The 25,599-nt window shown below is 52.8% G+C and carries 29 protein-coding genes; 20 read left to right on the plus strand and 9 right to left on the minus strand.

Annotated elements, in window-relative coordinates; translation table 11 throughout:
- The first annotated feature begins 1 nt into the window (after window position 1).
- The 6 genes from A3193_RS03970 to secF all read left to right on the plus strand — a co-directional run bounded on the left by A3193_RS03970 (window position 2) and on the right by secF (window position 5,439).
- Complete coding sequence (locus A3193_RS03970; RefSeq protein WP_069004902.1) at window positions 2-514, plus strand: TlpA family protein disulfide reductase; 513 nt, start codon at window positions 2-4, stop codon at window positions 512-514.
- Between the two features lie 11 nt (window positions 515-525).
- A complete protein-coding gene (locus A3193_RS03975; RefSeq protein WP_069004903.1) occupies window positions 526-750 on the plus strand; it encodes a DUF4266 domain-containing protein in 225 nt (74 codons plus the stop codon).
- Window positions 680-1,921 carry a DUF3570 domain-containing protein gene (locus tag A3193_RS03980; RefSeq protein WP_235614892.1) on the plus strand — a complete coding sequence of 414 codons (1,242 nt, stop codon included), beginning with the start codon at window positions 680-682 and terminating at the stop codon, window positions 1,919-1,921. Before A3193_RS03975 ends, A3193_RS03980 begins: the two co-directional genes overlap by 71 nt.
- A 307-nt stretch (window positions 1,922-2,228) precedes the next feature.
- On the plus strand, window positions 2,229-2,561 hold the full coding sequence (yajC, locus tag A3193_RS03985) for a preprotein translocase subunit YajC (protein ID WP_069004904.1): 333 nt from the start codon (window positions 2,229-2,231) through the stop codon (window positions 2,559-2,561).
- A gap of 75 nt (window positions 2,562-2,636) precedes the next feature.
- The gene (gene secD, locus A3193_RS03990) at window positions 2,637-4,490 is read left to right on the plus strand and encodes a protein translocase subunit SecD (protein ID WP_069004905.1); all 1,854 of its coding nucleotides are present in this window, start codon (window positions 2,637-2,639) and stop codon (window positions 4,488-4,490) included.
- Between the two features lie 13 nt (window positions 4,491-4,503).
- Entirely contained in the window at window positions 4,504-5,439 is a 936-nt protein-coding gene (gene secF, locus A3193_RS03995) for a protein translocase subunit SecF (protein WP_069004906.1), read from the plus strand.
- A 128-nt stretch (window positions 5,440-5,567) separates the two neighbouring features.
- Here the strand turns inward: secF and A3193_RS04000 are convergent, their stop codons facing one another.
- Window positions 5,568-5,771 (minus strand): hypothetical protein, encoded by a 204-nt coding sequence (locus A3193_RS04000; protein WP_069014137.1) that lies wholly within the window; start codon window positions 5,769-5,771, stop codon window positions 5,568-5,570.
- A 122-nt stretch (window positions 5,772-5,893) separates the two neighbouring features.
- Window positions 5,894-6,691 carry an inositol-1-monophosphatase gene (gene suhB, locus A3193_RS04005; RefSeq protein WP_069004908.1) on the minus strand — a complete coding sequence of 266 codons (798 nt, stop codon included), beginning with the start codon at window positions 6,689-6,691 and terminating at the stop codon, window positions 5,894-5,896.
- A gap of 238 nt (window positions 6,692-6,929) precedes the next feature.
- Between suhB and trmJ the strand changes: the two genes are divergently transcribed.
- The 13 genes from trmJ to A3193_RS04070 all read left to right on the plus strand — a co-directional run bounded on the left by trmJ (window position 6,930) and on the right by A3193_RS04070 (window position 18,307).
- Complete coding sequence (trmJ, locus tag A3193_RS04010; RefSeq protein WP_069014138.1) at window positions 6,930-7,655, plus strand: tRNA (cytosine(32)/uridine(32)-2'-O)-methyltransferase TrmJ; 726 nt, start codon at window positions 6,930-6,932, stop codon at window positions 7,653-7,655.
- 282 nt (window positions 7,656-7,937) lie between these two features.
- Complete coding sequence (gene cysE, locus A3193_RS04015; RefSeq protein ID WP_069004910.1) at window positions 7,938-8,765, plus strand: serine O-acetyltransferase; 828 nt, start codon at window positions 7,938-7,940, stop codon at window positions 8,763-8,765.
- Between the two features lie 75 nt (window positions 8,766-8,840).
- Window positions 8,841-9,344, plus strand: a complete 504-nt coding sequence (gene iscR, locus A3193_RS04020) for a Fe-S cluster assembly transcriptional regulator IscR (protein ID WP_068988385.1) — start codon at window positions 8,841-8,843, stop codon at window positions 9,342-9,344.
- Between the two features lie 24 nt (window positions 9,345-9,368).
- Window positions 9,369-10,583 (plus strand): IscS subfamily cysteine desulfurase, encoded by a 1,215-nt coding sequence (locus A3193_RS04025; protein ID WP_069004911.1) that lies wholly within the window; start codon window positions 9,369-9,371, stop codon window positions 10,581-10,583.
- A gap of 23 nt (window positions 10,584-10,606) precedes the next feature.
- Window positions 10,607-10,990: a Fe-S cluster assembly scaffold IscU gene (iscU, locus tag A3193_RS04030; RefSeq protein WP_069004912.1), complete on the plus strand. Its 384-nt coding sequence runs from the start codon at window positions 10,607-10,609 to the stop codon at window positions 10,988-10,990.
- Window positions 10,991-11,029: 39 nt separating this feature from the next.
- Complete coding sequence (gene iscA, locus A3193_RS04035; protein ID WP_069004913.1) at window positions 11,030-11,353, plus strand: iron-sulfur cluster assembly protein IscA; 324 nt, start codon at window positions 11,030-11,032, stop codon at window positions 11,351-11,353.
- 56 nt (window positions 11,354-11,409) lie between these two features.
- Window positions 11,410-11,958, plus strand: coding sequence for a co-chaperone HscB (gene hscB / locus A3193_RS04040; protein WP_069004914.1), 549 nt, complete (start codon window positions 11,410-11,412; stop codon window positions 11,956-11,958).
- Between the two features lie 14 nt (window positions 11,959-11,972).
- On the plus strand, window positions 11,973-13,847 hold the full coding sequence (hscA, locus tag A3193_RS04045; protein WP_069004915.1) for a Fe-S protein assembly chaperone HscA: 1,875 nt from the start codon (window positions 11,973-11,975) through the stop codon (window positions 13,845-13,847).
- 34 nt (window positions 13,848-13,881) lie between these two features.
- Window positions 13,882-14,220, plus strand: coding sequence for an ISC system 2Fe-2S type ferredoxin (gene fdx / locus A3193_RS04050; protein WP_069014139.1), 339 nt, complete (start codon window positions 13,882-13,884; stop codon window positions 14,218-14,220).
- 19 nt (window positions 14,221-14,239) lie between these two features.
- Window positions 14,240-14,434, plus strand: coding sequence for a Fe-S cluster assembly protein IscX (gene iscX, locus A3193_RS04055; protein ID WP_349675608.1), 195 nt, complete (start codon window positions 14,240-14,242; stop codon window positions 14,432-14,434).
- Between the two features lie 47 nt (window positions 14,435-14,481).
- On the plus strand, window positions 14,482-15,009 hold the full coding sequence (locus A3193_RS04060; protein ID WP_069014140.1) for a protein disulfide oxidoreductase: 528 nt from the start codon (window positions 14,482-14,484) through the stop codon (window positions 15,007-15,009).
- Between the two features lie 186 nt (window positions 15,010-15,195).
- The gene (locus tag A3193_RS04065; protein WP_069004918.1) at window positions 15,196-16,587 is read left to right on the plus strand and encodes an OmpA family protein; all 1,392 of its coding nucleotides are present in this window, start codon (window positions 15,196-15,198) and stop codon (window positions 16,585-16,587) included.
- Window positions 16,580-18,307, plus strand: coding sequence for a 2-oxoacid:acceptor oxidoreductase subunit alpha (locus tag A3193_RS04070; protein ID WP_069004919.1), 1,728 nt, complete (start codon window positions 16,580-16,582; stop codon window positions 18,305-18,307). The genes A3193_RS04065 and A3193_RS04070 overlap by 8 nt, the downstream gene beginning before the upstream one ends.
- On the opposite strand, the gene A3193_RS04075 is transcribed toward A3193_RS04070, so the two are convergent.
- From A3193_RS04075 to A3193_RS21060, 3 genes are all read right to left on the minus strand, one after another.
- The gene (locus A3193_RS04075) at window positions 18,308-18,673 is read right to left on the minus strand and encodes a VOC family protein (protein WP_069014141.1); all 366 of its coding nucleotides are present in this window, start codon (window positions 18,671-18,673) and stop codon (window positions 18,308-18,310) included. It lies immediately after the preceding gene.
- A gap of 52 nt (window positions 18,674-18,725) precedes the next feature.
- Entirely contained in the window at window positions 18,726-20,114 is a 1,389-nt protein-coding gene (locus A3193_RS04080) for a lipase family protein (protein WP_083218555.1), read from the minus strand.
- 744 nt (window positions 20,115-20,858) lie between these two features.
- On the minus strand, window positions 20,859-21,080 hold the full coding sequence (locus A3193_RS21060; protein WP_083218700.1) for a winged helix-turn-helix transcriptional regulator: 222 nt from the start codon (window positions 21,078-21,080) through the stop codon (window positions 20,859-20,861).
- A 256-nt stretch (window positions 21,081-21,336) separates the two neighbouring features.
- Between A3193_RS21060 and A3193_RS04085 the strand changes: the two genes are divergently transcribed.
- Window positions 21,337-22,134 carry an SDR family NAD(P)-dependent oxidoreductase gene (locus A3193_RS04085; RefSeq protein WP_069014143.1) on the plus strand — a complete coding sequence of 266 codons (798 nt, stop codon included), beginning with the start codon at window positions 21,337-21,339 and terminating at the stop codon, window positions 22,132-22,134.
- Window positions 22,135-22,309: 175 nt separating this feature from the next.
- On the opposite strand, the gene A3193_RS04090 is transcribed toward A3193_RS04085, so the two are convergent.
- From A3193_RS04090 to A3193_RS04105, 4 genes are all read right to left on the minus strand, one after another.
- Window positions 22,310-22,990, minus strand: coding sequence for an NAD(P)-dependent oxidoreductase (locus A3193_RS04090; protein WP_069014144.1), 681 nt, complete (start codon window positions 22,988-22,990; stop codon window positions 22,310-22,312).
- 216 nt (window positions 22,991-23,206) lie between these two features.
- Complete coding sequence (locus A3193_RS04095; RefSeq protein ID WP_069005299.1) at window positions 23,207-23,488, minus strand: DUF427 domain-containing protein; 282 nt, start codon at window positions 23,486-23,488, stop codon at window positions 23,207-23,209.
- A gap of 263 nt (window positions 23,489-23,751) precedes the next feature.
- Window positions 23,752-24,966, minus strand: a complete 1,215-nt coding sequence (locus tag A3193_RS04100; protein WP_069014145.1) for a hypothetical protein — start codon at window positions 24,964-24,966, stop codon at window positions 23,752-23,754.
- Entirely contained in the window at window positions 24,963-25,424 is a 462-nt protein-coding gene (locus tag A3193_RS04105) for a thioredoxin family protein (protein ID WP_069014146.1), read from the minus strand. Before A3193_RS04105 ends, A3193_RS04100 begins: the two co-directional genes overlap by 4 nt.
- Window positions 25,425-25,599: the final 175 nt, after the last annotated feature.

Genomic DNA, 25,599 nt, shown 5'->3' on the forward strand with positions numbered 1-25,599 from the left:
GATGAACTCCTTGTTGTTGAAGCGAATCTTGAAATCCACCCTGCTGCTTGGTCTGCTGACCGGCTTCACTGTTTCACTCGCCGCCACTGGCGACGCCACCCCGGCACCGGACTTCACCCTGAAGAGCCGCAGCGGGGAGAACATCAAATTGAGTGAACTGCGGGGCAATGTGGTGATGGTCAATTTCTGGGCCTCCTGGTGTGGTCCATGTCGTCAGGAGATGCCCCTGTTGCAACAGCTCTATGATCGTTACCAGGGGATGGGATTCACCCTGCTTGGGGTCAATGTGGATGAACAGCCTGCCGCCGCACAGAAGATGTTGAAAGAGATTCCGGTCGACTTCCCGATTCTCTACGACAGCAGTAACAAAGTGAGTAAACAGTATCAGGTTAAAGCGATGCCCAGCACCTTCATGGTGGACCGGGATGGCAACATCCGGCATCTGCATCAAGGTTACAAACCTGGATATGAAGATGACTATCAGCAGCAGATCCGGGCATTGCTGAAAGAGTGAGGCCAGTTGTCATGTTAACCAAACATCGTCTGCTGCCGGTTTTGCTTCTGCTGGCGCTCAGCGGATGCAGTATCGAGCCCTGGGTGCAACCCTATGAACGGGCGCGCCTGGCCGATCCGATCATGAGCTTCGAGCGGGATCCGGTAGCCAACGGATACCGTCACCATGTCTATCAGACCAGAGAGGCGGCCCGTGGCGCCGAAGGTGGTGGAGGAGGTGGTTGTGGCTGTAACTGAGCCTCGTGCGCTGACTCACAGAATCGCTTTGCTGTTCTCTCCAGCTCGTCACTGGCTGCTGCTGATGCTGGCGTTGCTGCCTGGATTCAGTCTGTTTGCCACGGTCCTGCCGGAGGATCGGGCCGACATCATGTACCACCGATACGATGGTGGCGGTGTCGAGGTGGACGGTCCCTCGATCCTGGTGCGTAAATCGGTGATGGATACGGTTTCATTGAGTGCCAACTACTATGTGGACTCGATCTCCAGTGCCTCTGTCGATGTGGTCTCCACCGCTTCGCCTTACACCGAAGAGCGTACCGAGAGCAGCCTCTCGATGGACTATCTGCACAACAAGACCCTGATGAGTCTGGCGCTGACCAAAAGTGACGAAAGTGACTATCTCTCCGAGACCGGCAGCTTCAGCATCAGCCATGACATGTTCGGTGATCTGACCACCGTCTCCCTGGGTTACTCGGTTGGCAATGACGATATCAGTCGCAATGGGGATGCGGATTTCGGTGATCAGATCAAACGCCAGAACTACCGGTTAAGCCTGAGTCAGATCTTGACCAAGAATACGATCCTGGGTGTTGGCTGGGAGACCATCACCGACGAGGGTTTTCTCAACAATCCATATCGCTCCTATCGTTATCTGGATCCCCTGGCCGGTGATGGCTACAGCTATCTGCCGGAGGTCTATCCGCGCACCAGAACCAGCAACGCGCTGGCGCTGCGGCTGAAATACTACCTGCCGTACCGGGCGGCCCTGAGCAGTGAGTATCGCTACTTCAACGATACCTGGGGTATCGACGCCAACAATTTCGAGCTGGCCTACACCCACCCCTTCAGGGAGAAGTGGATCTTCGATATTCGTTACCGCTACTACACTCAGGAGGGGGCCGATTTCTACAGTGATCTCTTCTCCCGGCGTGCTCCCCAGACCTACCTGGCGCGGGATAAGGAGTTGAGCAGTTTTCAGAGCCATACCCTGGGGTTGGCGATGAGCTATGAGATCAAACCGGGCTTCTTGCAGTTCGTCGATCGCGGTACGCTCAATCTGGCCTATGACTACATCTACTTCGACTACGACGATTTCCGGGATCTGACCCGGGGTGGGGTGGTCGGCGAAGAGCCCTTCTACTCATTCTCCGCCAATGTGATCAAGGCCTACGTCTCGATCTGGTACTGATGACCGGATTCCATCAGGTGCGGCTCTGCCGCACCTCTGGGTCGGCTTCAGTCGGGCCCGCTTTAATACTGATCCAAGCTTGTTACATTCAGATTACCGGCTCGTGATGGATCCGTGTAAATACCTCATCTGGTGGATTAACTTTCCCCGGCAGATGAGAGTGGGGTCTGAAATCTGTAATCCAAACCCCGCAATTCCTGATTCTTGCACACTTCTGTGTCATAATCGGCGGCTGATTTTTTTACCTGGTGCAGCCACAACTGAGCTGGGCTGACTTTTTAATACCCCTATTGAGAGGTTGATAGCGATGAGTTTCTTTATTTCCGATGCCATGGCGGAAGCGGCACCCGCCACCGGTCAGGCTGATGCGATTACCGGTTTACTGCCATTGGTGATCTTTGGCGCAGTTCTCTATTTCCTGATGATCCGTCCCCAGATCAAACGTCAGAAAGAGCATAAAAAGCTGGTTGAGAGTCTGTCGAAAGGGGATGAAGTGGTCACCGCCGGTGGCGTAGCCGGAAAGATTTCCGATCTGGGTGAGAACTTTATCCTGGTCGAAATCTCTGAAGGCACTGAAGTCAAGGTCCGCCGCTCGGCTGTGGAGACCGTAATGCCCAAGGGGTCACTGAAAGAGCTCTAGTCCTCCTCAGGCAAGCAGGGGCAGCCTCTGTGGGTTGCCCATTTATCGATGGCAAAACTGAATTAGAAAAACACAATGAACCAATATCCAATTTGGAAGAATCTGATGGTTCTGGTGGTGGTCCTGCTGGGTGCGTTGTACGCGCTGCCCAACCTGTTCGGTCAGGATCCCTCCATGGAGATCTCGGCAACCCGTGATGCGGTGGTGGACCAAACCACCCAGAGTCGGGTCGAACAGGCACTGCAGCAGTTGGGCATCAGTGTCAAACGGATGGAGATGCAGCAGCAGAAACTGCTGGTACGTTTCAACTCCTCGGAAGATCAGCTGAAAGCGATGGATCACATCGCCGCAGCCCTGGGAGAAGACTATACTCCGGCGCTGACTCTGGCCCCCGATCTGCCCGACTGGCTGATCGGTGTGGGTGCGGAACCCATGTATCTGGGTCTCGATCTGCGAGGTGGTATCCACGTGCTGATCGATGTGGACATGGAGTCCGCCATCACCCAGGCGGCCGAGCGTTACAGCAGCGATATCCGGACCCTGCTGAGGGAAGAGAAGCTGCGCTATGTCCGCATCAGCCGTGAAGATGAACGGGTTGTGGTGAAATTCAATACCGCTGAAAAGCGGGATCAGGCGATCGAACTGATCGGCAACGAATTTCGCAACCTGAATGTCAAGGATATCGACCAGGAGGAGGCCTTCCTGGTGGAGGTCAGCCTCTCCCCGGCTGAGAAGCAGGAAGTTCAACGATTTGCCCTGCAGCAGAACATCACCACCCTGCGTAATCGTGTCAACGCCCTGGGTATCTCAGAGCCTTCCATCCAGCAGCAGGGGGTACGACGTATCGTGGTCCAGCTCCCCGGTGCCCAGGATCCCGGCAAGGTGAAGGAGATTCTCGGTGCCACTGCCACCCTGGAGTATCGTCTGGCGGATACCGAACACAGTGTCGAGGATGCGGTCAACGGGCGTGTGCCACCAGGCGCCAGCCTCTACTACGAGCGTGATGGTCGACCGGTATTGCTGAAAAAACGGGTGATCGTTACCGGTAATCAGATTGTTGACGCCTCCTCAGGCCTGGATCAGCAGACCGGCTCACCCGCTGTGTTTGTCAGTCTGGACGGGGTTGGCGCCAAGCGTATGCGGCGCATGACCAACGAAAATGTCGGCCGGCCGATGGCGGTGGTGTTCATCGAGAACCGCACCACCACCCGTATGGTCGACGGCAAGGCGGTGAAAGTGAAACGCAAGGTGGAGGAGGTCATCTCCATCGCCACCATTCGCGAACCCTTTGGCCGTCGCTTCCAGACCACCGGACTCGACACCACGGAAGAGGCTCGGGATCTGGCCCTGTTACTGCGCGCCGGTGCCTTGGCCGCACCGATCGAAATCGTCGAGGAGCGGACCATCGGACCCAGCCTGGGACAGGACAGTATCGACCAGGGCTTTGCCTCTGTGATGATCGGTCTGGCGCTGGTGATGGTCTTCATGGCGATCTATTACCGGGTATTCGGACTGGTGGCGGATATGGCCCTGGTGATGAATCTGGTGTTGATCGTTGCCATTCTGTCGATGCTGCAGGCCACACTGACACTGCCGGGTATTGCCGGTATCGTGCTCACCGTCGGTATGGCGGTGGATGCCAACGTGTTGATCTTCCAGCGTATCCGTGAGGAGATCGCCAACGGCAATTCACCCCAGGCGAGTATTCAGGCCGGTTATGAGAAGGCTTTTTCAACCATCATCGATGCCAACATCACCACCCTGATCGCGGCGGTGGTGCTATTCAGTTTCGGTACCGGTCCGATCAAAGGTTTCGCCGTAACCCTGGCGATCGGTATTTTAACCTCCATGTTTACCGCCATTATCGGCACGCGTGCCGTGATCAATTGGATCTACGGCCGTAAGCGCGTGCAATCCCTGGCGATTTGAAGAGGCTAAACAGATGCAGATATTGAAAAAAGGCACTTATCTCGATTTGATGGGGAAACGCAAGCTGGCGATCTATTTCTCCTCTGTGCTGCTGCTGATCGCACTGGGTGCGATCATCGCGCGGGGGCTCAACCTGGGCATCGACTTCACCGGTGGTACCCTGGTCGAGGTGAAATACCCCGAGGCGATTGAGCTTGCGGTCGTTCGCGAGGCGCTGGATAAGGATGGTTTCTCGGAAGCGGTGGTACAGCACTTCGGCACCCCTCAGGAGGTGTTGGTCAGACTGGCTCCCCAGGATGGGATGGAGAGTGCCGAGCTGAGTGATCGCGCCTTCCGCGCCATGCAGGGCATTACTTCAGAGGCTGAACTGCGACGGGTGGAGTTTGTCGGTCCCCAGGTGGGTGAAGAGCTTACCGAGAAGGGTGGCCTGGCCATGCTCTACGCTTTGATTGGCATTCTGATCTACGTCGGTTTGCGGTTTGAGTACCGTTTTGCGGTCGGTTCGGTGATCGCCCTGGTACATGACGTATTGATCACGGTCGGCTTCTTTGCCCTGTTTCACGTGGAGTTCGATCTGCCGGTCCTGGCTGCGGTACTGGCGGTGATCGGTTACTCCCTCAACGATACCATCGTGGTGTTTGATCGCATCCGTGAGAATTTTCGCAAGATGCGCAAAGGGGAGACGGTCGAGATCATCAACACCTCGGTCAATCAGACCCTCTCCAGAACATTGATCACTTCCGGTACCACCTTGCTGGTGTTGATCGCTCTGTTCCTGTTCGGTGGTGAGATCATTCACGGTTTCGCCCTGGCCTTGATCGTGGGTGTGGTGATCGGTACCTACTCATCCATCTATGTCGCCAGTAGTTCAGTGATATCCATGGGCGTCAGCCGGGCCGATCTGATGCCGGTGAAGAAGGATGATGAGGTGGTGGATGAAACGCCCTGAGGGGGCGTAAGAGGGAGAGTATTCCACAAGCCGATGCAGAACAGATCGGTTCTTGATTACTGGTTGAAGTTGATTGCAGGTCCATATATGACGGGCCTGCAATCACCAGTAAGCGATGTGATTCGCTGTTACTTCTGCTGCAATTTTTTACCGCTTCGTATCGCCTCCGTCTTCTCGTCATGTGAGGTCATTAAGATCTCGGCCGATGATGTTTCCAGGCACTCTTTCCCTAACTGCATTGAGACATCCATCAGTCCACTCATCACATCACGCATGACCAGCTCAAGCGCTCGGTCACTCAGAGTTTTCTTTTTTTTAAGGTCTTCTAGCATCTGCGATTGCCCATCCGGGTGAGAGGTTGTCTACACTCCAACTAACGGTTATTTGGGGCAATTCTTGAGCAGCAGATCGGCGACTATCTGCAATCTGTGAACCTGGTTCTTACGCCTGGGAATTAAGCGGTGAGTTTGTCGTCCAGGTGGGGGCGGATGCGTCTCAGCATGGCGTTATGGACCTTCACATTGCCGGCTATCACATTACCGGTTTCCAGGAAGCGTTCTCCACCACCAATATCGGTGACCAGGCCACCGGCTTCCCGGACCAGTACGGCGCCGGCGGCAAAGTCCCATTCACTGAGACCCAGTTCCCAGAAACCGTCCGTCCGGCCTGCGGCCAGGTAGGCGAAATCGAGGGCGGCTGAGCCTGGGCGACGGATACCGGCGCTCTCTTTGATCAGATCACGCAGCATACCCATGTAGTTCTCTTCGAACCGGAAGTCCCGGTAGGGGAGTCCGGTGCCCAGCAGGGCGCCATCCAGACTCTTGCGTTGGGAGACCCTGATTTTATGATCGTTCAGTAGAGCCCCTTGACCACGGCTGGCGGTGAACATCTCTTCATTGATCGGATCATAGACCACGCCGAGCTCCAGGCGGCCTTTGACCTTCAGCGCAATGGAGATGGCAAACTGGGGGAAGCCGTGCAGAAAATTGGTGGTGCCGTCGAGGGGATCGATGACCCACTGATAGTCGTCACCGGCCTGATGGCCACTCTCTTCAGCGAGAATGCCATGGCTGGGAAACTTCTCCCGCAACACATTGATGATGGCGGCTTCCGCATTGCGGTCCACTTCGGTGACGAAGTCGTTACTGCCTTTGTCGGCGATGGTCAGTCGGTCGACCCGATTGAAGTTGCGGGTGATCACCTTACTGGCCTCGCGGGCAGCACGTACAGCTATATTTACCATGGGATTCATGGGCGGCGAGGATACAGCATGTGGCTGGCGGGATAAACACTTTCTTCCGGATCCCAATCCCCCGGCGATGAAATCTCTCCTTTTCAGGACTTCAAGTCTGCCCTGACCAGTCGAAATCCGATCTCGGCGGGCACACCTTGCGGTCAGTGCCATAAAAATGCCTGCTGTAGGGCAGAGACTCGATGAGGGCCTAGAGCGGCTACAATCGAATCATCGATTCAGGTAATCTTACCCGGTTATGCTGAACAATATCCGAATCGTGCTGGTCGATACCAGCCACCCGGGCAATATCGGTGCTGTTGCCAGGGCGATGAAAAACATGTGCCTCTCCCAACTCTATCTGGTCAATCCGCTGCAGTTTCCTGATGCGGAAGCCACCTCCCGTGCTTCCGGAGCCGATGACCTGCTTGATCGGGCCAAGGTTGTGGAGACGCTGGATCAGGCACTCGATGGCTGCCGTCTGGTGGTCGGCACCAGTGCCCGGGCCCGAACCGTCAACTGGCCCGTCACATCCCCCAGAGAGTCGGCGCAAAAGCTGGTGGCCGAGGCGGAACTGGGGGATGTGTCATTGGTTTTCGGTCGGGAGCGCTCCGGTCTCACCAACAGCGAACTGGATCGTTGCACTTTTCTGGTACACATCCCCACCAATCAGGAGTACAGCTCTCTCAACCTCGGCATGGCAGTTCAGGTGTTGAGCTACGAGGTCTATCTGGCGAACTTGCAGAAGACCCCAGCCGAGGCAGAACCAGCCAGGGATCTGGCCACCGCGGATATGCTGCAGAGCTTCCACAGTCACCTGGAACAGGCGCTTGATGATATCGGTTTTACCGATACACGGCAGTCGGAAAAACTGCTCAGACGACTGCGCAGTCTGTTTCAACGGGCGCGGCTCGACAAAGACGAGGTCAACATCCTGCGGGGTATTTTCAGTGCGATGCAGGGGCGTAAATCGATGCGCCGTTAGGCGGATCGGAAATCATACCTTTTCGCTCTTTGGGATCAAGTTAATATATCTTATAAAAACAAATAGTTAGCTTGTTGTCTCATGGCTGGTATGGAACTCGATTGATCAATACCCTAGTATTTTGTGCGGGATTGTGGATAATCTGCTCCCCTCATGCCACCATTATGCTTATGGAACCTCTGTTTCATACCGGATCCGGCCTGTAGTTAAAGACAGCCCGATTGCACTTTCTGGACGCATAGAGTGACCTCACCGTTAACACAACCAGTCGTAGGTAAGCAGTTGCAAGAATCAGGAGAACGTAAAGTTTCACGCTGGAAAGAGGATATCCAGAGTGTTTTCGAGCGTGATCCTGCCGCCCGCAATGCCTTTGAGGTGATCACCACCTACCCGGGTGTGCATGCGGTGATCTTTCATCGTCTCTCACACGGATTATGGAATCTGGGGCTGAAGTGGCTGGCGCGGATCATCTCCAATCTCGCCAGATTGCTGACCGGGATTGAGATCCATCCGGGAGCGGTGATCGGAAGACGGTTTTTTATCGATCACGGCATGGGTGTGGTGATTGGTGAGACAGCGGTGATCGGTGACGATTGCACCCTCTATCATGGCGTGACCCTCGGTGGCACCAGTTGGGAGAAGGGTAAACGACACCCGACCCTGCACAACGATGTGGTGGTTGGTGCCGGTGCCAAGGTGCTCGGCCCGATCGAGGTCGGTGAAGGGGCCAGGATCGGTTCCAACGCGGTGGTGGTGAAAGATGTTCCTGAAGGGGCCACGGTTGTGGGTGTCCCCGGCAAGTTGATTACACCGAGTAAGCCTGAGACCAATGGCCACCGGGAAGAGATCGCCAAAAAGATTGGTTTCGACGCCTATGGCGCAACCAAGGATGCCACCGATCCAGTGGCCCATGCCATCAATTGCATGCTGGATCATATCCACGTCATGGACAATAAGATGCAGTCGATGTGCGAGGCGATGAAGAAGCTCGGTATCGATGAGGATGGCACCCGGCTGCCGGATCTGGATTCCTGCGAGATCATCTCCACAGCAGATGAGCTGAAAAAGTTGGATGAGGTATCCACCGAAGCTGAGAAAACCACCGAATGATCAGGGTGGGATAATCTTGACTAATTTGGTTGGGAATGTATATTAGCGTTTGGAAATATTCATGGAGCTGACGAAGTGAAGCTGACCACAAAAGGCCGTTATGCGGTGACTGCAATGTTGGATCTTTCACTCCATTATGGAGAGGGTCCGATCACCTTGGCGGATATTGCTCAACGGCAGGGTATCTCGCTCTCATATCTGGAGCAGCTGTTTTCACGCTTACGCAAAAAATCCCTGGTTGCCAGTGTTCGCGGACCCGGTGGCGGATACAGCCTGGGACGCAATGCAAATGAGATCTTCGTTGGCGAAGTCATCTCTGCGGTTGATGAGAATATCGACACCACTCGCTGTAACGGCGCCCACAACTGCCAGAACAATGAACGTTGTCTGACCCACGATCTGTGGTCAGATTTGAGTAATCAGATATACGGCTATCTCAACAAAATAAGCCTTCAGGATTTAATGGACCGTCAGGCGGTTCGTGAAGTAGCAGAGCGACAGGGACAACCGGAGCAGGAAGCGAATCCGGGCATGGATGTTTCAATGACAGATATGTCCAGCGGTCCTGCCGGGGCCTGATCAGTTCTAGAGTCGGAGTTTGAGATGAAGTTACCCATATACATGGATTATTCGGCAACCACGCCGGTTGATCCCCGTGTTGCGGAATTGATGTGCAGCTATCTGACACCGGATGGTGATTTCGGCAATCCTGCCTCTCGCTCCCACGCCTTTGGCTGGGCTGCCGACGAGGCGGTTGGCAAGGCCCGGCAACAGGTGGCGGATCTGGTCAATGCCGATCCGAAAGAGATCGTCTGGACCTCCGGCGCGACCGAGTCCAACAACCTGGCGATCAAAGGTGTTGCTGAGTTCTACGTCAAGAAGGGCCGCCACATCATTACCTGCAAGACCGAACATAAAGCGGTACTCGATACCTGCCGACAGCTTGAGCGTCAGGGTTATGAAATCACCTATCTCGATCCTGAGCCGAACGGCCTGATCGATCTGCAGAAGCTTGAATCGTCCCTGCGGGAAGAGACCATTCTGGTCTCCATCATGCACGTCAACAATGAGATCGGTGTGATCCAGAACATCGAAGCGATCGGCGAGCTGACCCGTGAACGCAAGATACTGCTGCATGTGGATGCCGCGCAGAGTGCCGGTAAGGTGCCGATCGATCTGCAGAACCTGAAGGTCGATCTGATGTCCTTCTCCGCACATAAAATCTATGGACCCAAAGGCATCGGTGCCCTCTACGTGAGGCGCAAGCCGAGAGTCCGTCTGGAGGCCCAGACCCATGGCGGTGGCCATGAGCGGGGGATGCGTTCCGGTACGTTGGCAACCCATCAGATCGTCGGCATGGGTGAGGCATTCCGCCTGGCCCAGCAGGAGATGGCCGCTGAGAACGAACGAATTCTCGGCCTCCGGCAACGACTCTGGGACGGTATCAAGGATATGGAAGAGGTCTACCTGAATGGTGACGAGAGCCATCGTGTGGCCGGTAACCTGAACGTCAGTTTTGCGTTTGTCGAGGGGGAATCCCTGATCATGGCGCTTAAGGATCTGGCGGTTTCTTCAGGATCCGCCTGCACCTCAGCCAGTCTCGAACCGAGTTATGTACTGCGCGCACTGGGGCGTGAGGATGAGCTGGCGCACAGCTCGATCCGCTTTACCCTGGGACGCTTTTCCACGGTGGAAGAGGTGGATTACGCGATCAACAAGATCCGTAGCGAAGTGGAGCGACTGCGGGAGCTGTCGCCGTTATGGGAGATGTTCAAGGACGGCATCGACCTGAAATCAATTCAATGGGCTGCGCACTAGGCGCGTCATTACGAGGTTAGATTATGGCTTACAGTGACAAGGTCCTGGATCATTATGAAAATCCACGTAACGTGGGTGCCTTCGATAAAGATGACACTCAAATCGGTACCGGTATGGTCGGAGCGCCGGCCTGTGGCGATGTGATGCGTCTGCAGATCAAGGTCAATGACGATGGTGTGATCGAAGATGCCCGGTTCAAAACCTATGGTTGTGGCTCTGCGATCGCATCCAGCAGTCTGCTGACCGAATGGGTCAAGGGTAAAACCCTGGAGCAGGCGCAGGAGATCAAGAATTCAGAAATCGCCGAAGAGCTGGCTCTGCCGCCGGTCAAGGTTCACTGCTCGGTTTTGGCGGAAGACGCCATCAAGGCCGCGATCAAGGACTATTCGGACAAAAACGAGAAATAATTTCGGCACTGTTCCCTGCCGATCTGATAGAGTAGAGACATGGGTATCACGATCACAGAAGCCGCCGCACAGCGTGTACAGAACTTCCTCACCAATCGGGGGAAGGGAATCGGCATTCGTCTGGGTGTCCGCACCTCAGGTTGCTCCGGCATGGCTTACGAAATGGAGTTCGTCGATGAAATACACGATGATGACCAGGTGTTTGAAGACCGGGGAGTGAAGGTCATCATCGATGAGAAAAGCCTGGTCTATCTGGATGGCACCGAGGTGGATTATGCCCGGGAGGGGTTGAACGAAGGCTTCAAGTTCAACAATCCCAACGCCAGTGGCGAATGTGGTTGCGGTGAAAGTTTCACGGTTTAGAACATCATTAACAAAGGATAAGGGACGGCTGCCTTAGGGCAGCCGTTTTTTTCGATATGCTGGATTTTTCGAAAAATTACTTTGATCTTTTTGGATTGCCTGTGGGCTATATTGTGGATGCCTCCTCCCTGGCGGATCGCTATCGTGATCTGCAACGGGTGGTGCATCCGGACCGATATGCAAACGGCACTGAACAGGAGCGTCGTCTCTCCGTTCAGGGAGCTTCATTGATCAACGAGGCGTTTGAAACCCTCAAGGATCCGGTGGCCCGGGCCGCCTATCTGCTCTCCTTGCATGGGGTGGAGATGGATGCGCAAAACGAGTCGACCCAGGACATGGCCTTTCTGATGCAGCAGATGGAGTTGAGGGAAGAGCTGGAGAGCCTGCGGGAACAGGCCGGGCCTTATGAGGCTCTGCTCGACCTGAGTGGCAGAATCAACAAACAGATCACCGATCTGGTGGCACAGATAGCGATGCAGTTTGAAACCCCGAATGATGAGCAGCTGCAAGAGGCTCGAGAGATATTGCGGAAAATGCGCTTTCTACAGAAGCTCCGTGCGGAAACGGAGCGTGTGGAGGCGGAACTTGAAGATAGTTTGAATTGAGTGGAATGAGATAGATGGCACTTCTTCAGATTGCTGAACCCGGTCAGGCCCAGGCCCCTCATCAGCACCGACTCTCCGCCGGGATCGATCTCGGCACCACCAACTCACTGGTTGCCACAGTTCGCAGCGGTCAGGCCGAGACTCTGCCGGATCAGCAGGGGCGTCATCTGTTACCTTCCGTGGTGCGCTATTTGCAATCCGGGATAGAAGTCGGCTATGAAGCCAAACAGTCGGAAGTGGACGATCCGCTCAACACCATCTCCTCGGCAAAACGGCTGATCGGTCGTGGTGTTGACGATATCAAAACCCTGGGCAGCCAACTGCCATACCATTTTGTCGACCAACAGAGCAGTGTTCCCAGAATCAAAACAGAAGCCGGGGATATCTCACCGGTGGAGGTCTCAGCCGAAGTGCTCAGACAGCTCTCCGAACGGGCCGAGGGGACGCTGGGCGGTCCCCTGGAAGGGGTGGTGATCACCGTACCCGCCTATTTCGATGAAGCGCAGCGACAGGCAACCAAGGATGCGGCAAAGCTGGCGGGTCTGCATGTCTTGAGACTGCTTAATGAACCTACTGCCGCGGCAGTCGCCTATGGTCTCGATGAAGGGGCTGAAGGGGTGCACGCCATCTTTGACCTGGGTGGTGGTACCTTCGATATCTCCATACTCAGACTCAACAAAGGTGTCTTCGAGGTTTTGGCCACCGGTGGTGATTCGGCACTGGGTGGCGATGATTTCGATCGCTGTGTGGCTGAATGGATCATGCAGCAGGCCGGTCTCGATGAGAATGTCAGCCATGGGATGGTCAAGCGTCTGATGCGTGCCGCCTGCACGGCCAAAGAGGCCCTTACCCAGACGCAACAGACAGAAATCGAAGTCGCCATCGGAACAGATGAGCGTTGGCAGGGTAGTTTGAGCCGTGAACAGTTCAACACCCTGGTCGACCCGCTGGTGACAAAGAGCCTGATGGCCTGCCGCCGCACCTTGCGAGATGCGGGGGTGAGTGTCGACGAGGTTCAGGAAGTGGTGATGGTGGGTGGCTCCACCCGGGTACCCCGGGTTAGGGAAAAAGTCGGTGAGCTGTTCAATACCCAACCCCTGGTGGACATCGATCCGGATCGGGTGGTGGCTGTAGGCGCCGCAATCCAGGCTGACATCCTGGTGGGTAACAAGCCCGGTGATGAGATGCTGCTGCTGGATGTTATTCCACTCTCGCTCGGTATAGAAACCATGGGTGGTCTGAGTGAGAAACTGATCAGCCGAAATACTACAATACCGGTAGCCCGGGCACAGGAATTCACCACCTTCAAGGATGGACAGTCAGCGATTGCGATTCATGTGGTGCAGGGTGAGCGGGAACTGGTTTCGGACTGCCGCTCGCTGGCCCGATTTGAACTGCGCGGCATTCCTCCCATGGTCGCCGGCGCGGCACGGATCCGAGTGACCTTTGCCGTCGACGCCGATGGCTTGTTGAGTGTCAGTGCGATTGAGCAGAGCAGTGGTGTACAGGCCAATATCGAGGTCAAGCCCTCCTACGGTCTGACCGATCAGGAGATCGAAACCATGCTGCGTGACTCCATTGCTCACGCGGATGAAGATAAACAGGCTCGAAGCCTGAGAGAGCAGCAGGTCGAAGCGGAACGGGTGATCGAAGCGCTGCAGGCCGCACTGGCCGAGGATGGGGAAAGGTTGTTGGACGCGACAGAACGTCAGCAGGTGGATGCTGCCCTCGAAACCCTGCGTAATGTGAGTAAGGATGGCGATCAGGAGCAGATCAAGAATCAGATAGCCGAACTCGAAAAAAGCTGTGGCTTCTACGTGGAGAGACGCATGAATCAGAGCATTCAGCAGGCCATGTCGGGACACAGTGTCGATGAGTTCGAACAATAGTTAAACCTAGTTTCCGCAGCTTAAAGGAAGTCGTATGCCTCAAGTCATCTTTCTACCTCACGAAGAGATCTGTCCCGAAGGGGCGGCGATCGATGTGGAACCGGGAACGACCATCTGCGATGCCGCATTGAAGCACGGTATCGAGATCGAGCATGCCTGTGAGAAGTCCTGTGCCTGTACCACCTGCCATGTGATCGTGCGCGAAGGTTTCGACTCTTTGCAGGAGGCGGAAGAGGTGGAAGAGGATATGCTGGATAAGGCCTGGGGGCTCGAACCTGAATCGAGACTCAGCTGCCAGGCAACGGTTGGCGATGAAAACCTGGTGATCGAGATACCGAAATACACCATCAATATGGTTTCAGAACATCACTGATTGGGAGATTGTCATGGGTTTGAAATGGGTGGATAGTCTCAACATAGCGATTGAACTCGACGAAACCTATCCCGACGTGGATCCACGTACGCTCAACTTTGTCGATCTGCGGGATTGGGTGATCAAACTGGATGAATTCGATGATGATCCACACCACTCCGGTGAGAAAATACTCGAGGCGATCCAGGCTGCCTGGATAGAGGAGCGGGAGTAATTCCCCAAACCTGAAGCGCAGGGAAAGGCAACCACAGGAATATTCCAATGAACCAGGAGAGCTCTGCAAAACCGCCTCTGACCCGTCGTCTGCTCAGCTGGGGGTTCCAGTTGGCTGGCCTCTTGCTGGTGCTGTTTCTGATCCATCTTTGGCAGACCCGTGATCTTGTGGCAGGTGTGGCACCACCCCTGTCGGCAAACAGCCTGGAAGGGCTTCCCGTCGATCTGGAAACGCTCGGCAGTGAACCGGTAGTGGTCCATTTCTGGGCAACCTGGTGTCCGGTATGCAAGCTTGAGGCGCCGGCAATCGACGATCTGGCTGAAGATCATAAGGTGGTCACAGTGGCCATGCAGTCGGGACAGGCCGCAGAAGTCAGCGACTATCTTGAAGCCAATGAGCTTGGCTTTACCACCATCAATGATCCTCAGGGAAAACTCTCATCCACCTGGCGTGTCCGGGGGCTGCCCACCAGCTATATCATCGATGAAAACCGTCAAGTGCGCTTCGTATCGGTAGGCTATACACCGGAGTTGACTCTGCGGCTGCGCCTCTGGCTGCTGGATAACATTCTGTAAGGTCGACATCGATCGATTTTGCCAGCCCCGTCGTCGCAGCCGGTCAAAGGCAATGATATGATGAGTGGATAACAGTACATTGGCCCGGTGACTCAGTTTATCGCTTTCTGTCGCCGTGTTGATGAGTGGGCAGAGACTCGATTTTAATGTCCCGCTGATGCTTGGAACGCCCCGGAGATGTAAGCTATGACGCTTCTAAAAAGATCTGCTTATCTCATTGTTTTGGGAGTGTTGTTTGTCGGTTGTACCACGGCCCCAACCCTCTCCCAGACCGATGTGTTTGAAACCTATGGCGAGATTGCGAGCTTTAGGAAACGCCTGGCCGAGGATGAGTCGAACGGTCTCTTCAATCTGGCACCCGAAGGGTTTCGCAAGGCAGAGAATAAACTGAACCAGGCCATCTCCCTGGGACGATCCAAAAAAGACGAAGCGGTCGCTGAGAAGATCCGTGAAGGGCGGGAGATTCTCGACAAGGCGGAAACCGATGCGATCACTACCAAATCATTGATGCGTGAGGTGCTGGAAGCCCGCCGGCTGGCGATTGCCGCAGAAGCCGACAGCATGATGGCGGATCAATTCAAAGCTCTGGACAACAAGTTGCGTCTGGCGGCTGAGCAGGTGGAGCAGGGTGATCTTGAAGCGGCGAAGAAGTGGCGTCCCGAGATGTTGGAAGGCTATTCGGAGATTGAACTGGAGGCGCTGAAGCAGGATGCCACCGAGAATGCCCGCTATGACATCTCCCAGGCAATCAATCGTGAAGCGGATGAGTATGCACCGAAGACCCTGAAGCTGGCCCGAGAGGAGCTGGCGCTGGCCATCGCGGTACTTGAGACCAACAGAACCCAGCGAACCAAGGCAAAGAACCATGCATTGGAAGCGAGTAAGCAGGCGCGGAGAAGTATCGAGCTTACCGAACTGATCAAAGAGTTCGACAACAGAGAGTACTCTGCGGAGGATGTTCTGCTTTGGTATCAGAAGCAGTTGGCACAGATCAACGAATCCACGGATGAACCACTGCCATTTGATCAGCCCAATCACGAAGTGGTGAAAGTACTGCAGGACAAACTGGCCAACTATGCGGAGTTACGTAAAACCGAACTGGCAACGCGCATTGATCTGCAGAGCCGGTTGGCCGCCGTGGAGCGCCAGAACCAGGAAGCTCAGGCCCGCTTCGATAAGATTCAGGATCTGTTCAGTGCCGAAGAGGCGAATGTCTATCGGCAGGGTCACAACATCCTGTTGGAGATGAGAGCCTTCAACTTCCCCAGTGGCGGTACCGATATCCAGGCTGAGAACTTCGAATTGCTGGACAAGATCGTTACCGCAATCAAATCCTTTCCCAGTCCCGATGTGGTGGTCTCAGGGCATACCGATTCGGTTGGGGGGGATGAGACTAACCGCAAACTCTCGCAACAGCGGGCCGAGACGGTGGCCTCATTTCTTGAGAAGGTCGGTGGTGTGGAGAGAACCCGATTAACGGCAATCGGCTATGGGGAGGCACGCCCGGTGGCCAACAACGAGACTGAGATTGGAAGGAAGAGCAATCGCAGAATCGAGGTGCTCATCATTAATGAATGATCAACAACCCTCTGCCCTGAACAAACCCTACTCGGTAGCGATAACCGGTTCAGGTGGCAGCGGCGCAGTAACCGCTGGCCGTATTCTGCTCGAGGCGGCGGCACATTGCGGTTATCAGGGCTTGATGACCCGCTCCGCAGGTCCTCAGATCCGTGGTGGTGAATCGGCGGCGATGGTCAGGTTCAGTACCTCACCGGTGGAGTGCATGGGGGATGAATACGATCTTCTGGTGGCGCTTGACTGGCTGAATATCGAACGCTTCGCCGATGAGATCCCGCTGTCAAACAGAAGCCTGATACTTTGTGACCCCAAGGCGGGCGAGGTTCCGGCCCTGCTGCGCAGCAATGGCGCCGAAATCCGTGAAATACCCTTTAAGACCTTCGCCTCCGGTCTGCCGGATGGACGTATCAATATGGTGGCGTTGGGCGCGGCGGCGGTGGTTTGTGGTCTGCCCCTCGATGCCATGGAAAACAGTGTCCGCGAGGTATTGCAGAGCAAGTCCCCTGAGGTGGTCGAAAGTGCTCTGCGGGCGCTTGAGCTGGGTTACAACCACGATCGTCGTCCACAGATCAAACAACCGCCTCCGGGTAAGCAGGACAACCGTTGGAGCATCACCGGGAACCAGGCTTGTGGCCTCGGCGCTCTGCGTGGCGGTATCAAATTTGTTGCCGCGTATCCGATAACCCCGGCCAGCGAAATCCTTGAATGGCTGGCGCCAAGACTGGAGCAGGTCGGGGGAGCACTACTGCAGGCCGAGGATGAGCTTGCCTCGATCAACATGATCATCGGCTCCTCCTTTGGCGGAGTGCCCTCCCTGACGGCCACCTCAGGGCCGGGACTCAGCCTGATGGTAGAGGGATTGGGTTTGGCGCTGGTCAGTGAAACCCCGGTGACCGTGGTCAATGTAATGCGCGGTGGACCCTCCACCGGTATTCCCACCAAGTCCGAACAGTCTGATCTGAATATCGCTGTCTACGGTCTGCATGGTGATGCGCCGCATCTGGTATTCGCACCGCTCTCCATCCGTGATGCTATCTTCACCACCCAATGGGCAGTACAACTGGCTGAGCATCTGCAGACGGTTTCGCTGGTGCTCTCCGATCAATCGCTCGGTCAGTCCCAGGCCATCATAGAAGCCTCAGAGGAGGTCGATCTGCCACTGAAAAGATCGGTGACGGATAACCCGGGGGAAGACTATCGACGCTACCAGACTGTGGCTGAAAACATCTCACCGATGAGCCTGCCGGGAACACCCGACGGCATGTATACCGCTGACGGACTGGAGCATAATGACCGGGGAACCCCCTCCAGCATGGCCAGCGATCATCGTGAACAACTCAACAAACGGCAACAGAAACTGAAGCAGTTTGATTACGGTGACTACTGGGCTGAGGTATTCGGTGATGGTGATACCTGTCTGATTACCTGGGGTTCCAGTACCGGTGCAGTCAAAGAGGCAGCGGATCAGCTGAACCATTCTGGTAGCAAGGTCAGAGTGATCGCACTGCGAATGCTGGCGCCACTGCAGCGGGATAAGATCCTTCAACTGATCGACGGTACCGCCAAGGTCCTGGTGGTGGAACAGAACCACGGTGGTCAACTGTTTCACTATCTTCAGTCGGAGTCGGTGCTGCCGGGAACAGCCGAATCACTGGCTCAGCCAGGTCCGTTACCGTTACGGCCTGGAAGAATCATCCGTGCCTACCAGGCCCTGAATTGACTATTTCGCCGCTTCCCACAACTCGATTGGATTACCCTCAGGATCCCGGAATCTGGCAAATCGACCGTTCGGGTAGTGGGTTTCGTCCACGCTGACCTCAATGCCATGGCTGCGCAGTTGAGCTACCATGCGCTCCAGATCATCCACTCTGAAGTTGATCATCCACTGTTGTGACCGGTCACCAAAATAGTCGGTCTCATTTTCAAACGGGGCAAACACGGTCGGGCCTGACTGCTGTATCCAGGGGGATTGATCATAGTCGGTCGGAAGTTGAGTAACCCCCAGATGTTGCTCATACCAGGATGAGAGTTTTGCAGGATCCTCGGCACGAAAAAAAAGTCCGCCAATGCCTGTAACTTTTTCCATCTGCTATGTCCTTAAGCCGTCATACAGTGAACGTTCATCGAGCTGAACCAGCTCATCCGCCTTTGATCTCTTTGATTGCGTTTAAACCCAGCGAGAGAGTACCGGCGAGAAGTAACAGAATTGCCATCAGCTGATACTCAGGGTTAACAAAGCGAATCATTGCGAAGACAGATGCGGCCAGCACTACAATCACCAACAAGCTGACGCCGGTAAGTACCGGCGTCCAGCCAGTGACCTTTTCAACATGAAACTGGTTTGTCGCAAGAGAAGGGTGGGATGCGCTCGGACTATGAATACTGAGCGGTACAGGTTTCGATGTTGCAGTTTGGTTTTTTTCTGTTTCATCCTGTATCTGTTCAATGATGCTCTGATCCCGTCCAATGGCGGAACGGAAGGAGAGGTAGGGGCCGAATCGATTCTGATAACCAACCATACGATGACTCATGCCACCCTGTTTCAACCTGTCGGCTGTACTGAAAAACATCTGATGAAGCGGAAATAGTGAGGAGAACAACTTTGTTACGCCACTGAGTGTTTCGAGTATGCCGCTATCAGTAGATTTATGAAAGAAGTTGTATTCAATGGTGGTATCGGTTGTTGGTTCTTCCGCGACAGACTCAAAGTGGCTGGTAGCATCGTATGGATTGTTCCACAGAACATCACCTGGTTTTCCACAGTGCTCGAAATTAAGAAACCGGGGTGGCACCTTGGGTACGATGTCATCAGCGATTCGGCTCTGATAGGTGACCTCTCCGAGCGTGAGTCTGACGTGATCCTGTTGCTGAATGCCTGCCGGTGTCTGATTGTATTGCTTAACAAAGCCAGACGAGCCGACCCGTGGGGCACCGAATGTGAGTACCGCTTCAACGTTGTTGAGTTGCTGTTCGGCCAATGTCTTTGCAGCTATCACACCCATAGCGCCACCCAGTGAGTGGCCGGTGATAACAATGGAAGAGGTGGTTGCAGAGACCTCCCTGTACCATTCGATAACCCTGTTTTGCATACCCGACCAGGCGTCATGAAAACCGGAATGGAGCTGTTCATCGGTCTTGAAAAATCGAAAATTGGTATCCCAGTCATAAGCATCATCAGACCCCCGGAATACCAGCCAGGCCCGTTGTTGATAAACAAATCCCATGCCGACTTTTGAGAAAAGTGCCGTGGCGGAAGGGAGACCTTTGCCAAACTCAGTGGTAAAACCTTGAAAAGTGTCAGCGCCTTCAAGTTTGAGTAGTCGCCTTAGGCCTTGCAGATTATAGCGATAGATCAGAGCAGAGAGGCCAGCACAATAACATTGGAGTTCTCTCATTACCTGGCTACGATCTCCCCGGGTGTCGAGAGAGGGAGGGACAGGTGTGATGCCGCCGCTGTTAAGTAGCGCGAGTTTTGGAGATGGAGGCGGCTCGCTGCTCTGAGTGGATTGAGTGGACTCGATCAACATGAAGAGTTCCTTGCTTCAATAGGTGAATGGTTTACTCCATCAGCTTAATAACTATAGATGATATTGATACTTGTGAAATCAATAACCCCATAAAGCCTGGCTGTATGGGGAATCTATGAATGGGGCGGCGTAGGTGTAATGTAAATGAGCTATAAAGCATTTAGCACCAGTTAATCGAATACCGTTATTCCGGCAAAGACCAGGATCCACTCCCCTAGCCATCAATAACCCACATCGGGCCTGTTATACGACAGCTTAATGGCTTTCAACCTTTTTAGGATCTATTGGCTGATTCTGAGCGACAAGACGAATGTAAGGTTCACGTCTTATGACGTCAGCGATTAAACGCAGGAGATTACAAAAGGCAGTGCTGATGAGAATACCAACAAGTGCATCATAGCTGCAGGTGCAATTGAGGAAGAGTGAAAAACTTCGTAACTTAGCCTGAATCGGCGAATATACGTGAGTGCGGGTTTGATACTGGTGTGAAAGAAAACACCAAATAGAGCCACGATCTGCAGCTCAACCATCAACATGAAAATCTCCAGGCCGACGGCGTCGATAAAAACAGCCAGCCCATACGTCTGGGTTGAGTATGAGTACCACAATCACAAAGAGTGTGAGAGCTTTCCAGATCCTCGGTTTGATCTTCATCGTTTCATTTTGGTCTTTGCCTTGGTGCCGGGGGTATGTTTTTCACCCCAGTCAACCATGGATTTTTGATATTGGACCCAATTCCTGACCTTATGGTGTGAGGATCTCCTCATAGCGAACAGGGTGTTGCTGGTAAGGTTTTTTCTCAACGATTTGATGCCCAGTCAGACGCGTTAACCTATTGGCGAGGATGTTCGTCGGTCTCTTTTCAGGTGAGCATTGGAGATCATTGTAGGTTGTTATACCGGTAAACAGATCCCTGACGACCAGAAGGCTCCATTTATCACTCAGGATACCCAGTGCTGAGGAAATAGGGCAGACTGTTCGCTTTGTGGTGTTACGGTTGTTATCGGCTTTGACCCTGGTTTAAACCTAGAGACTGTTGGATTAGTGTTAACAGGCCCTAGCATGGGATCAACTAACTTGCAATTGACAAGTAAGTGCACTAGGATTAACTTACTTGCATATTGCAAGTGAGTATTTCGATCCTTATCGGATCTGCGTGACCATTTTTGATTATGTGATTGTGTAAATCCTCAGCAGGTACTATTCCCGTCAGGAGCATGGCATGGAACCAATTGAAAAGGCGACTGTTTTGGTGACTGGGGCTTCAAAGGGAATCGGTCTTTCGATCGCTGAGGAGTTCGCTGAACATGGACATAATCTGGTACTGGTTGCCCGAGGAGAAGAAGCGTTACAGCGTGTGGCGGAGAGACTCAAGACGGAGACCGGAGTAGAGGTTACAGTAATCAGTCGTGATTTGACCGAAGCGGGGGCACCCCAGAAGCTCTATGAACAGATGGAACAGTCAGGTAAGAGCGTAGATATTCTGGTCAACAATGCCGGAGTAGGGATGAGTGGTCTGTTTCGTGAGGGGGATTACTCAAAACTGAGCAGCATGTTACAACTTAATATGCTGGTACTGACTCAGCTGACCCATCTGTTTCTCCCGCAGATGCTGATTCGCAAGCGTGGCCGGATACTCAACCTGGGGTCACTGGTCTCCTATTTTACTGGAGGACCAAACTGGGCGGCCTATGTGGCAAGTAAGCACTATGTGCGTGCCTTGAGTACAGGCTTGTCGAAGGAGTTGAAAGGCTCAGGAGTGGCCGTGACTTTGCTCTCACCTGGTGCAACAGCCACCGATTTTGTAAAGACCGCCGAAACAAAGGATATGTTGGCCTATCAACTACCCATTGGGCCATTACCTAAACAGATCGCCAAGCTTGCTTATCATGCATGTCAGACGGGAAAAAAATCGGTAGTCCCTGGAGTCTTCAACAAAATACTTGCCTTTGTGGGTGAGTTACATCCACGGATTATCGCATTTGAAGTGTTTGGTTTTTTGTCAAACAAAAAAAGATAGTTATCAGGCTTAAGTTATATCGGTACGTTCAGGCTGATTTATATAACACGATAAGGTTTATCAAGGAGTAGTAATTTTATAATTTAATTTTTAAGCATGGTGCTGCATATGAATATAATGAGTGGTGGGATATTTGTAGTAGGAAAATGCCACGGTTTTTAACTCTCTAGATTGACTAATTATTCTCAAGTGCTGATGGCGATTTGCACCCGACGATCGCCGGCGCTTCGTGTATCAGTTCGTCTCTCTCCATGGCATCAACCATGAAAAGTGCAAAATCGATACGACGTGTGAGATTACTCTTCAGTATGGGATCGCCTACATGCCGACTCCAAACCGGTAGTCCCTGGCTTTCACCTTCCTCAAGGTCGCTGCCGCGAACCACTGTCCACCGGGTTTCGCTCTCAAAAACTCTTCTGCAGGCTTCAACCTGATCGTCCAATTCAACGACCCGAATCAGTCTGGCGAGTTTACCCATCAGATTGACCATGGCCTTGAAAGTCCAGGAGTAGACATCTTTCCCATCACGACTTATGTGCCAACCACATGAAAAGATAAGCCGGGCCCCAGGCTCAGCAAAATCCAAAACAGCCTGTGCTGTACCGGATGAGTACTGCTGAATACCCCAGGGTACAAGTACGGTCAAGACACCACCACAACCGGAAACTGCCTGCTTGATCACTTCCCGATCATTTGTAGCGCCAGGAAAGATGGTAATTTTTTTATTAAAATCAGATAGTTTGCTGACACTCTGTTGTCTACAGACAGCGACTACCTGATATCCTCTGTCCAAGGCATGCTGAACCATGTATCGACCAAGTTTACCGGAAGCACCGATGATACAGACTTTTTTCAAACTAATTCTCCTGGCAATCGAGAGCGAACAACAAGCCGGCCTGAGTGAGGTTTGGTGAAGCAACTCTAACAGGTGTAGGAGAAGATCGACTAGTCCTGAACTGCTGCTAAATCTGGATTGCCATGGAAAAGGATCAACAGTTTCAATATTCAGCCTTTTATAGAGTGTTATGACAGTGAAAATGGTATAAATATATGATTATTTAATTAGTTAAGATCAATCGATGATCTCAACGCCTTTCCAGAAAGCTACCATACCCTCTATATTTTTAGCCTCTTCCGAAGTTGTGGGGTAGTACCAGGCTGCATCAAGGTTCTCATCACCATTTACAGAAAGTGAATAGTAGTGTGCTACACCTTTCCATGGGCATACTGAAGTCGTATCACTTGGATTGAGATATTCCTGTTTTACGGATCTGACAGGGAAATAGTGGTTGAACTCTACCACTACAGTCTCGTTACTTTCTGCGATGATTTGACCATTCCAAACTGCCTTCATGATAACTACTCCAAATAGAGTATCGTCTGACTAATTCTTATGTCCAATTATAGATCTTGTTAATTATCTTTTGCTGTTATGAGTGGAATATACATTTTCTCTGTGGTTTTTTATTATCAAAGAATTATTCATGGTGAGGAGTTTCTTATGAGCATTGTAAGCGAGTAGTGACTCTGAGCTGATGGTCTTGTTAGCATTTAGGGAGCGACGTATTGTAGCGAGCCAAGAGGTTAAGGCTTGCAAACTACTTAACTATTACCCGCTTAAAGTGGTGCATATAAATAGCGTATCTGAGTTGGCCCCCCCTCAGTTTCTCTATGCACCCATGCAACATGCAGGTCTCCAGAGCTATCCAATGTGATGCTAGGGTGATCCTGAACCCCCTTTCCGGAAGCGCCACTGAGTAGCACATCATCACTCCATTCTCCATCCTCCAGCCAGCTGTACCAAACATCCTTGGAACCCTCTCTCTCATCCGTCCAAGCAACTATCAATTGTCCGTTCTGATGACCGGAGATCGTGGCATGCCATTGGCGGTAATTTGTGCCAAAGTCATCCTGAATTCGCACATTTCCTTCAAATGCTTGATCATTAGGCTTATTGGCTCCATAGATATCGTAGCCTTCTCGAAAATCTCGCTTATCAGCCCATACAGCATACACACCTGAATTGCCGTATTTTGCTAACGCAACTCTCGCAACACCATGCCCGGAACCATACCCGGCCCTGGGTCCTGGTGGTTGTTCGCTGATACGGGTTGGTGAGGAAAACCTGCATGAATCACCAACTTCACTTTGGCTATGCATGATTACGGTATGTCCAAGCCGGCGGTCTTCCCAGGCGATGTTGACACGTTCACCCTGCACAGAAATGACTGGATACAACTGATCATTTTGCAATGGGCCCGGTTCAACTGGGCAACGTTGTGCGGGTGATAGATGTAACTGTTTGTCTACTGTTAGCTTTTGCAGAATGATACGACCAAACCGTTGTGCCTGCTCCCTATACACAATCAAGATCTGGTTATCCAAACTGGATAAATTGGCATGGCCGGAGGTTTTCTCTCCAAGTTGAACGATCGGCCCCATCTTTTTCGCTTTGACTATACGTGCTGAAACCTGCTCATCCTCTTCCCACGCAATGGCAAACCGACCATCACCCAGGGCACGTATCGATGGCTCAAAGGCTTCACCATTACCACTGATCCTGAGCTTGGGTGAGAAGGTATTTGAATCCAGCGACTTTCTAGACAAATAGATGCGAGGTGTTCCATCACTATCATCTTCCCAGACAACACTCACAACGCTACCCGATACCGCAATATTCTGACGTCCCGATGATTCCAAATGGTGAAAGATCCCTTGTTTTGCAGGTTCACTTACGTTAATAGGTGTAATAATTACCTCTGTTTGTGCAGATAAGTGGTAGGTAGCGAAAATCAATATGGCCGTAAGAAGCAGCTGATATAGTCTCTTCAAGATGAATCTACCTTTTTTATTGCCTGTTGGACTTTATTGTGAGCATCCACCAGGTCTTCGATTCTTTGAACGCCAACCATTCGGGTAATGACCTTGCCACCTGGTGACATGAAGGTAAATATCGGTGTAACAAATGCATTGTAACGGGTGCCCAACTCACGTTCCGTAATACGTTCTCCAGATGGCAAACGCAGTCTATTTCCACTCTCTGCATCTACGTAGGCCAGTACATAGTGTTTTGAGTACTGTTCCTTAACACCGGGATCGGAAAACGCTTCCTTATTAGTCTTATCGCAATAGCCACAACCATAACGGCCAAAATAGACAAACATGATTTTGGTTTCAGCATTTGCTTGTGCCATTGCTTTGTCAAATGGTAGAAAAGAGTAATCATCAGGTGGATCAGCTATAGCAGCAGATGCTACAAGGCAAAACATAAAACCAAAAATTTTGGTCATTGTGTGCTCCGTTTAAAGATAAATACCATATATGAATAATTAAGTATGTGGTCTTTTGTTGTACGGCCAAGTCAAAGAAGTAATGGCATTTCCACGGTAAGGCAGACTCTTCCGGGTTATGATCTGAGCATAGGAGGAAGCATATGAGTAGTCAACGATTTAGCCTGGAATTCAA

It is taken from the genome of Candidatus Thiodiazotropha endoloripes, from assembly GCF_001708965.1.
Lineage (GTDB): Bacteria > Pseudomonadota > Gammaproteobacteria > Chromatiales > Chromatiaceae > Thiodiazotropha > Thiodiazotropha endoloripes.

Coding starts and splice junctions, on each gene's coding strand:
- hscB (WP_069004914.1), top strand. CDS start 11,410: ATGCTGGATTTTTCGAAAAATTACTTTGATCTTTTTGGATTGCCTGTG.
- A3193_RS03975 (WP_069004903.1), top strand. CDS start 526: ATGTTAACCAAACATCGTCTGCTGCCGGTTTTGCTTCTGCTGGCGCTC.
- iscU (WP_069004912.1), top strand. CDS start 10,607: ATGGCTTACAGTGACAAGGTCCTGGATCATTATGAAAATCCACGTAAC.
- fdx (WP_069014139.1), top strand. CDS start 13,882: ATGCCTCAAGTCATCTTTCTACCTCACGAAGAGATCTGTCCCGAAGGG.
- A3193_RS04070 (WP_069004919.1), top strand. CDS start 16,580: ATGAATGATCAACAACCCTCTGCCCTGAACAAACCCTACTCGGTAGCG.
- A3193_RS04080 (WP_083218555.1), bottom strand. CDS start 20,114: ATGTTGATCGAGTCCACTCAATCCACTCAGAGCAGCGAGCCGCCTCCA.
- A3193_RS04075 (WP_069014141.1), bottom strand. CDS start 18,673: ATGGAAAAAGTTACAGGCATTGGCGGACTTTTTTTTCGTGCCGAGGAT.
- suhB (WP_069004908.1), bottom strand. CDS start 6,691: ATGAATCCCATGGTAAATATAGCTGTACGTGCTGCCCGCGAGGCCAGT.
- A3193_RS04000 (WP_069014137.1), bottom strand. CDS start 5,771: ATGCTAGAAGACCTTAAAAAAAAGAAAACTCTGAGTGACCGAGCGCTT.
- yajC (WP_069004904.1), top strand. CDS start 2,229: ATGAGTTTCTTTATTTCCGATGCCATGGCGGAAGCGGCACCCGCCACC.
- hscA (WP_069004915.1), top strand. CDS start 11,973: ATGGCACTTCTTCAGATTGCTGAACCCGGTCAGGCCCAGGCCCCTCAT.
- iscA (WP_069004913.1), top strand. CDS start 11,030: ATGGGTATCACGATCACAGAAGCCGCCGCACAGCGTGTACAGAACTTC.
- secD (WP_069004905.1), top strand. CDS start 2,637: ATGAACCAATATCCAATTTGGAAGAATCTGATGGTTCTGGTGGTGGTC.
- A3193_RS03980 (WP_235614892.1), top strand. CDS start 680: ATGTCTATCAGACCAGAGAGGCGGCCCGTGGCGCCGAAGGTGGTGGAG.
- A3193_RS04025 (WP_069004911.1), top strand. CDS start 9,369: ATGAAGTTACCCATATACATGGATTATTCGGCAACCACGCCGGTTGAT.
- A3193_RS04105 (WP_069014146.1), bottom strand. CDS start 25,424: ATGACCAAAATTTTTGGTTTTATGTTTTGCCTTGTAGCATCTGCTGCT.
- A3193_RS03970 (WP_069004902.1), top strand. CDS start 2: ATGAACTCCTTGTTGTTGAAGCGAATCTTGAAATCCACCCTGCTGCTT.
- secF (WP_069004906.1), top strand. CDS start 4,504: ATGCAGATATTGAAAAAAGGCACTTATCTCGATTTGATGGGGAAACGC.
- A3193_RS04095 (WP_069005299.1), bottom strand. CDS start 23,488: ATGAAGGCAGTTTGGAATGGTCAAATCATCGCAGAAAGTAACGAGACT.
- A3193_RS04085 (WP_069014143.1), top strand. CDS start 21,337: ATGGAACCAATTGAAAAGGCGACTGTTTTGGTGACTGGGGCTTCAAAG.
- trmJ (WP_069014138.1), top strand. CDS start 6,930: ATGCTGAACAATATCCGAATCGTGCTGGTCGATACCAGCCACCCGGGC.
- A3193_RS04065 (WP_069004918.1), top strand. CDS start 15,196: ATGACGCTTCTAAAAAGATCTGCTTATCTCATTGTTTTGGGAGTGTTG.
- A3193_RS04060 (WP_069014140.1), top strand. CDS start 14,482: ATGAACCAGGAGAGCTCTGCAAAACCGCCTCTGACCCGTCGTCTGCTC.